This is a genomic window from Streptococcus cristatus (assembly GCF_001578775.1).
Classification (GTDB): domain Bacteria; phylum Bacillota; class Bacilli; order Lactobacillales; family Streptococcaceae; genus Streptococcus; species Streptococcus cristatus_A.
In genome coordinates this window covers 1-6,676 of record NZ_KQ969066.1, presented here as the reverse complement: position 1 = coordinate 6,676, position 6,676 = coordinate 1, and the positions used below count along the sequence as shown (strand labels likewise).

At 43.6% G+C, this 6,676-nt stretch carries 2 protein-coding genes and 1 pseudogene; all 3 read left to right on the top strand.

Annotated elements, in window-relative coordinates; translation table 11 throughout:
* Positions 1-246, top strand: a pseudogene (locus SCRDD08_RS12050) (class I SAM-dependent RNA methyltransferase); the annotation flags it as partial.
* A gap of 12 nt (positions 247-258) precedes the next feature.
* Entirely contained in the window at positions 259-1,731 is a 1,473-nt protein-coding gene (locus SCRDD08_RS10365) for a cell division site-positioning protein MapZ family protein (RefSeq protein ID WP_061423589.1), read from the top strand.
* Between the two features lie 345 nt (positions 1,732-2,076).
* The coding region (locus SCRDD08_RS11560; protein ID WP_231089380.1) for a MiiA motif-containing surface protein at positions 2,077-6,676 on the top strand (4,600 nt) is incomplete at its 3' end.

Here is a 6,676-nt window from a genome sequence, read left to right as displayed (position 1 = left end):
ATTATTTCCAATCCGCCTTATGGCGAGCGTTTGTTAGACGATGATGCGGTGACCAAGCTCTATCAAGAAATGGGAGAAACCTTTGCTCCGCTCAAAACCTGGAGCAAGTTTATCCTGACCAGCGATGAGGCTTTTGAAGCCAAATATGGCAGTCAGGCGGATAAAAAGCGAAAACTTTACAATGGTACTTTAAAAGTTGATTTATATCAATACTTTGGCCAAAGGGTCAAAAGACAACTAGATTAGAAAGGAAATGCTGTGAGCAAAGAAGAAAAGATGCCAACAGAGCAAGAATCAAAAGAAACCGTTCTTGACTTAGAAGATGCGAAAGAAATGACGGTCGGTCAGGCTGCTCGGAAAAACGAGGAAGTCGAAGCTGGTGTGACTGAAGGAGATAATATCCTTGATAAATACATCAAGCAACACCGAGATGAAATCGAAGCAGGGAAATTTGAAACCCAAAAGCTGAGAATCATGGAAGAGCTGGCACAACAAAAAGAAGCTTTGATACAAGAGACCATCAAACAGCTTAAGAGTCAGTCTCAGGCGAAGGAAAATACTGCCAATGTGACCTCACCTTCGGCGCAGCCAGTGAAAGCAGAAACTGCAAATTCAGCAAACGTAGAGACTACAAAGGCTACACAACCAGCGCTAACAGTTGCAGCTGAAGCACCAATCATCCCGGCAACAAAGCCGGTATCAAATCCAGTTCCGACAGTGTTTGAAGATGAGGACGAGCCTGAGACAAAACCTTTCTACAAGAAGAAAGGCTTCCTATACTCGGCCTTAGGTCTTGTAGCACTTGCCGCTGGAACGACTTGGTATTTTCATCAAGGGTGGGGGAGTCACAAGTCGACAACTGGTTCCAGTTCGACAGTTTCTTCTAGCAAAAAGAAATCTACAAGCTCTAGTGAAACTAAGAAAGAGGCTGCTAAAGAATTTGAAGAGCTTTATGCCAGCTTCTTTACTGACGACAGTCAGACAGCTATCAAAAATGACAAGTTTGGCGATTTGGATAAGCTGAAAGCTAAGTTAGATGTCTTAACTGGCAGCTCAGAATATACAGCTGTTAAGAAGAAGTATGATGATCTTGTTAAGCAAATTTCTGCTATCCAAAGTGTGAATTCGCAATTCAATACGGGTGCCATCGTTGACGGTCTCTTGAAGACAGATGCCCAAGTGAAAGAAAACGCCAATCTTCCAGATGTATCGACAGGTAATAGCAAGTTGGATGAGGTCTTGAAGGCGGCTATTGCTCAAGGACGCAGTCAACAGTTGCCAGCACCAGCGCCTAGTCCGACAGTGGAACCGTCAGCGCCATCAACAACACCAACAGTGCCAGCCGCACCATCAACGCCGCCAGCTGCGACTCCAGCGCCTAGTGATCCTAGTGGTATTAGAAATGCAGAAACTGGTATCGGACTACCAAGTGCAGGAGTTAACCTCCAGCGCCACCTTAGCCGTGTGCCTTACAATCAAGCAGCTATTGATGATGTCAATAATCCTGCTTGGACCTTCAATCCGGGTGTTTTAGAAACGATCCTCAAGGTGTCTCGCGAGCGTGGCTATATCACAGGAGATCAGTTTATCCTTGAAAAAGTTAATATTGTCAAGGGGAATGGCTACTACAATCTCTATAAACCAGATGGTACTTATCTATTTAGTATGAACTGTAAGACAGGCTACTTTGTAGGAAATGGAGCTGGCTATGCAGAAGATTTGGATTATTAATCATCTTTCTCACTAATCCATTCAAAATATATAAAAAAGTTAGACGGGTCTGAGGTCATGTATCTCGGACAGCCTGTCTAACTTTTTTTGTATAAATAGTTACGTTTTGTTAATTCCTATAATAATCTATAGTTTAAATTTCTAGGTTAATATAGATAGTTTAAAATAGCTTGATTTATCAAGCTTATTTTCAATAAATAAAGATTTCAATAGATTGAATTCTTGTTATATTTCTGTTAAAATACTACTTGGAACATTGGGACACCTAGTATAAAAATGTATAAAAGTGTCTATTGTTACTTTTAAACTATGGTATGCAATAAGCCAGCTTCTTTGCTAATGGTCATGAGATTAACAAAAACTGGCATGTTGGAAAAGGAAAGGAAAAGGATGTTTCGAAGTAAGAAATATAACAAAGATTTCGAGATTATTGACGAAAAGAAGCGATATAAGCTCTATAAGTCTGGGAAAAATTGGGTAAAAGCTTCAAATTCTCAACTCGACCTCTTTCGTATTGGTGGAATGGGAGAAGTTGTCTCGAGCAGCTTGTCAGATACAGAAGAGCTTGATCACGATCATCTGAGCCTCAATACTCTTGCAGGTCTGGGAGGGATATTAGCCGCTGGGGCAGCGGGGCTAATGGTGACTCAGGAGCAGTCTGTCTATGCAGATGAAACATCTGAATATACTGATAAAGCAGTTATTTCAGCTGAAGTCAAGGACAATGAAGAAGCAGCAGAAGCAAGTACAAATTCGATCATTGCTCAAGCGCAAGCGGAAATGCGAAAAGCAAAAGCAGAACAAGCTTCTGAGTTAGCCTCTGTTTCAGTTAGTCAGTCAGTCAGCACTTCTGTCTCTACAAGTGAGTCAGTATCTCTTAGTATCTCGACTAGCCAGTCTGTTAGTCAATCGCTCAGTCAATCAGTTTCCGCTAGTAACTCAACGTCTATCAGCCGGTCAGTATCTGTTAGCAGTTCGGTCTTGACTAGCAAATCAGCGAGTACTGAGCCTGCTACAAAGGTATCAGAAAGTAAAGCGCCAGCTAAGCTAGAAAGTGCTAACAATACAACTTCTCTAGAACAGGATAAAGTACTAACTAGCGCGTCAGTAGCTGATGCTTCTGTCTCAGCTTCTAATTCTGTTTCACTGGATATCAGAGTCAATGTTGCTGATAGCTTTGTTTCATCTGGTGCAGGACAAAGTTTGGCTAGCGCTACGTTGAGCAATAGCCAAGCCCTCGCAACCAGCAACAACTTGGCCGCTGGTGTGGTAGCTGATAAGAACCAAGCCCAAGGCAAGGATGCGCTCAAGCAAGCTGAGAAGAGTCAAACGGTAGATACGACCGTAGCAACTTCACCAAAAGAGTCTGGTCAGGCCGGCTTCCGCAGTGCCAGTCAATCAATAAGTGGATCGAATGTTTCTGTAGTGTCAAGTTTGTCTATTGAACAGAGTGGATCGACGACAGCAATTGACCAGCAGTTCTCTGCTTCAAAAGAATCAAAGGGTCTTAAAGTTGATTCTGCTACATTAAAAACAACTGAAATTACTGGTAAGAATAGTGTTAGTGGAGTTCAATCAACTTCTGTCACAACTAGCTTAATTGAAGCTGCTGCGGTTGCATTAGCATCTTCAGAAGTCACTGCTAAACAACAAGAAGAAAACCGTAGGAAGTTGACCAATCTTTCAGCTGAAATAGGTGACTATCTAGCAAAAGCGGTTGATTTACCAAATACGGATTCAGCTCTTGCTAAGGCCAATGCTGCAGTAACAGAAATTGAAAAAGCCCTGACTGATCCAACTAGTGATTTAACAACAGTATTGCAAAAAGCTACTTCAGCGCGTAATTCGATTGTCAATGCTGTGTTGGCGGCTAATTCTGGTGTGCGTGATCCACGAAATGGGACAGAAATTGCTAGAGGGGCACACTCACGTGCAGCCTCTAATCCGCCTACGATTTCTATGCCATCTACTATCACAATTTATAACGATGAAGCAGTCAATAATTTTCAGATAAGGCTGAATGATGATAAAGGGATGGATAAAATCACGGCTTCCCCATCCAATGCTATTATTACAGGTTTAAATGCACCGAACTATCCAGCTAGCAAGAAAGGGGGATTTGGAGATCTACATACCTATGATCAATGGGGGAATCAAACAGGGGGCCAAAGGTCATACACCATTAACATAATAGGGACAGTGGGTCGTGAAAACGGAACTTGGAAACCCTATAAACCTGGTACCTATGTTCTGGAATATACAGTAAGAGATATTCATGGTCTGACTGCGACAGCACGTACGAATTTCCATATCAAAGGCTTCAACGAACGCCACAACCCAGTTAGTGGGGATACTGTTATTGTTAAGAATCCCTCTTCTTTGACTGTAAGTGAACGCAATCAAGTACTTGAAAAATTTAAAGAAAAAAACCAGTCGCTTTTATCTGGTAGTGATTTTACGAAAGATGGCGTAACCGGAACGATTGCGGTAGCTGAAAATGGGAATATTACCATTACCTACCGTGATAATACTACAACTGTTATCCCAGCTAATGTGGATGCTGTTCCAGTTCCAAGTGCGACGGTGACTCGTAACGGTCAAACTCTAACACCTGTAAACGGCAACTATGTTGTGTACGCAGGAGATGATATTCAAATTAATTTCACTGCTACAGATAATAGCGGGCAATTATCAGAATTTAAGATCGTTTCAAATGAAGATGCAAATGGTTCAGCCCTTAAAAATAATTTCTTTGAAGATAATAAATATGGGACGGGGACTGTAGATCATTTAACGGGGAATATCACAGCGACTACTGCTAGTCCAGCTCGCATTACGGTAAGAGCTCATTTGAATGATAATCTAGAGTACGATAAAAATGGTAGAAATAGTTGGCAACGTAATGCAGTAGCAACGGATAAGGCTGGGAATAAAAATAGTGCAGGAAATGATTCACCGGGCAATGTACGTATTGTGCAAGGTAGACTGACGGATATTATGGAGGGAGTAGCACCGACTGAAACCTTCCAAGTAGAGAATGTTTCTCGATTAAATTCTCAAGAAAAAACACGTATATTAGCAGCCGTTGAAAAATTAAATAATAAGCAGGAAAAACGTATAGACTCTTTCACTATTAGTGATAATAGAACAGTTACCATTATCTATAAAGATAAGACTACTGATACGATTACTATAAAACTTTCTGACAGTGATTATAAGAGTAGAAGTGCTTCAACTAGTCTAAGTCAAAGACAGTCAACCAGTGCCTCAGTAAGTGCTAGTACATCAGCGAGTGCGTCGGCTTCAACGAGCGCCAGCCGTTCAGTTTCTGCTAGCCAGAGCTTGTCTACTTCCTTGCGCAATAGCCAATCGGCATCGATGAGCGCCAGCCGCTCGGTTTCAGCGAGAAATAGTGTTTCGGCCTCAGTGAGCGGTAGTCAGTCTGTCTCAGTGAGTCAGAGCGCTGCTTCATTGAGCGCCAGCCGTTCAGTTTCTGCTAGCCAGAGCTTGTCTACTTCCTTGCGCAATAGCCAATCGGCATCGATGAGCGCCAGCCGTTCGGTTTCAGCGAGCAATAGTGTTTCTGGCTCGGTTAGCGGTAGTCAGTCTGTCTCAGTGAGTCAGAGCACCGCTTCATTGAGCTTGAGCCGGTCAGTTTCATTAAGTAAGAGTGCTTCGGCTTCGTTGAGTGGTAGCCAATCCGTCTCATTAAGCAAGAGCGCCTCAACCTCATTGAGCGGTAGCCAATCAGTTTCACTGAGTAAGAGTGCCTCCGCTTCGTTGAGTGGTAGCCAGTCAGTTTCATTAAGTAAGAGTGCCTCAGCTTCGTTGAGTGGTAGCCAGTCAGTTTCAACAAGCACAAGCGCCTCAGCATCATTGAGCTTGAGTCAATCAGTTTCAACAAGTGCCAGTGCCTCAGCATCGTTGAGTGGTAGCCAATCCGTCTCATTAAGTAATAGTGCTTCAGCGTCACTGAGTCTGAGCCAGTCAGTTTCATTGAGTAAGAGTGCCTCCGCTTCGTTGAGCTTGAGTCAGTCAGTTTCATTGAGTAAGAGTGCCTCAGCATCATTGAGCTTGAGTCAATCAGTTTCACTAAGTAAGAGTACCTCCGCTTCGTTGAGTGGTAGCCAATCAGTTTCAACAAGCGCAAGTGCCTCAGCGTCAATGAGCTTGAGCCAGTCAGTCTCAGCAAGTGAATCAGCTTCAACCTCATTGAGCACGAGTCAGTCTGTCTCAGTAAGTGCCAGTGCTTCAGCGTCAATGAGCTTGAGTCAGTCCGTTTCAACAAGTGAATCAGCTTCAACCTCATTGAGCTTGAGCCAGTCTGTCTCAGTAAGTGCCAGTGCTTCAGCGTCCTTGAGCTTGAGCCAGTCTATCTCAGCAAGCACAAGCACTTCAGCATCAGTAAGCCTGAGTCAATCAGTCTCAACAAGCGAGTCTGCTTCAGCATCGTTGAGCTTGAGCCAGTCTGTCTCAGTAAGTGCAAGTGCTTCAGCATCAGTAAGCTTGAGTCAATCTGTTTCAACAAGCGCAAGTGCCTCAGCGTCACTGAGCTTGAGCCAGTCTGTCTCAGCAAGTGAATCAGCTTCAAGCTCATTGAGCACCAGCCAGTCTGTATCAGCAAGCGTAAGTGCCTCAGCATCGTTGAGCTTAAGTCAATCTGTTTCAGCAAGTGAATCAGCTTCAACGTCAATGAGCGCAAGCCAGTCTGTCTCAGTAAGCGCAAGTGCTTCAGCGTCACTGAGCTTGAGCCAGTCAGTTTCAACAAGCGAGTCTGCTTCAGCGTCATTGAGCACCAGTCAGTCTGTCTCAGTAAGCACAAGTGCTTCAGCGTCAATGAGCTTGAGTCAGTCAGTTTCAACAAGCGAGTCTGCTTCAGCGTCAATGAGCTTGAGCCAGTCTGTCTCAGCAAGCGTAAGTGCCTCAGCATCATTGAGCTTGAGTC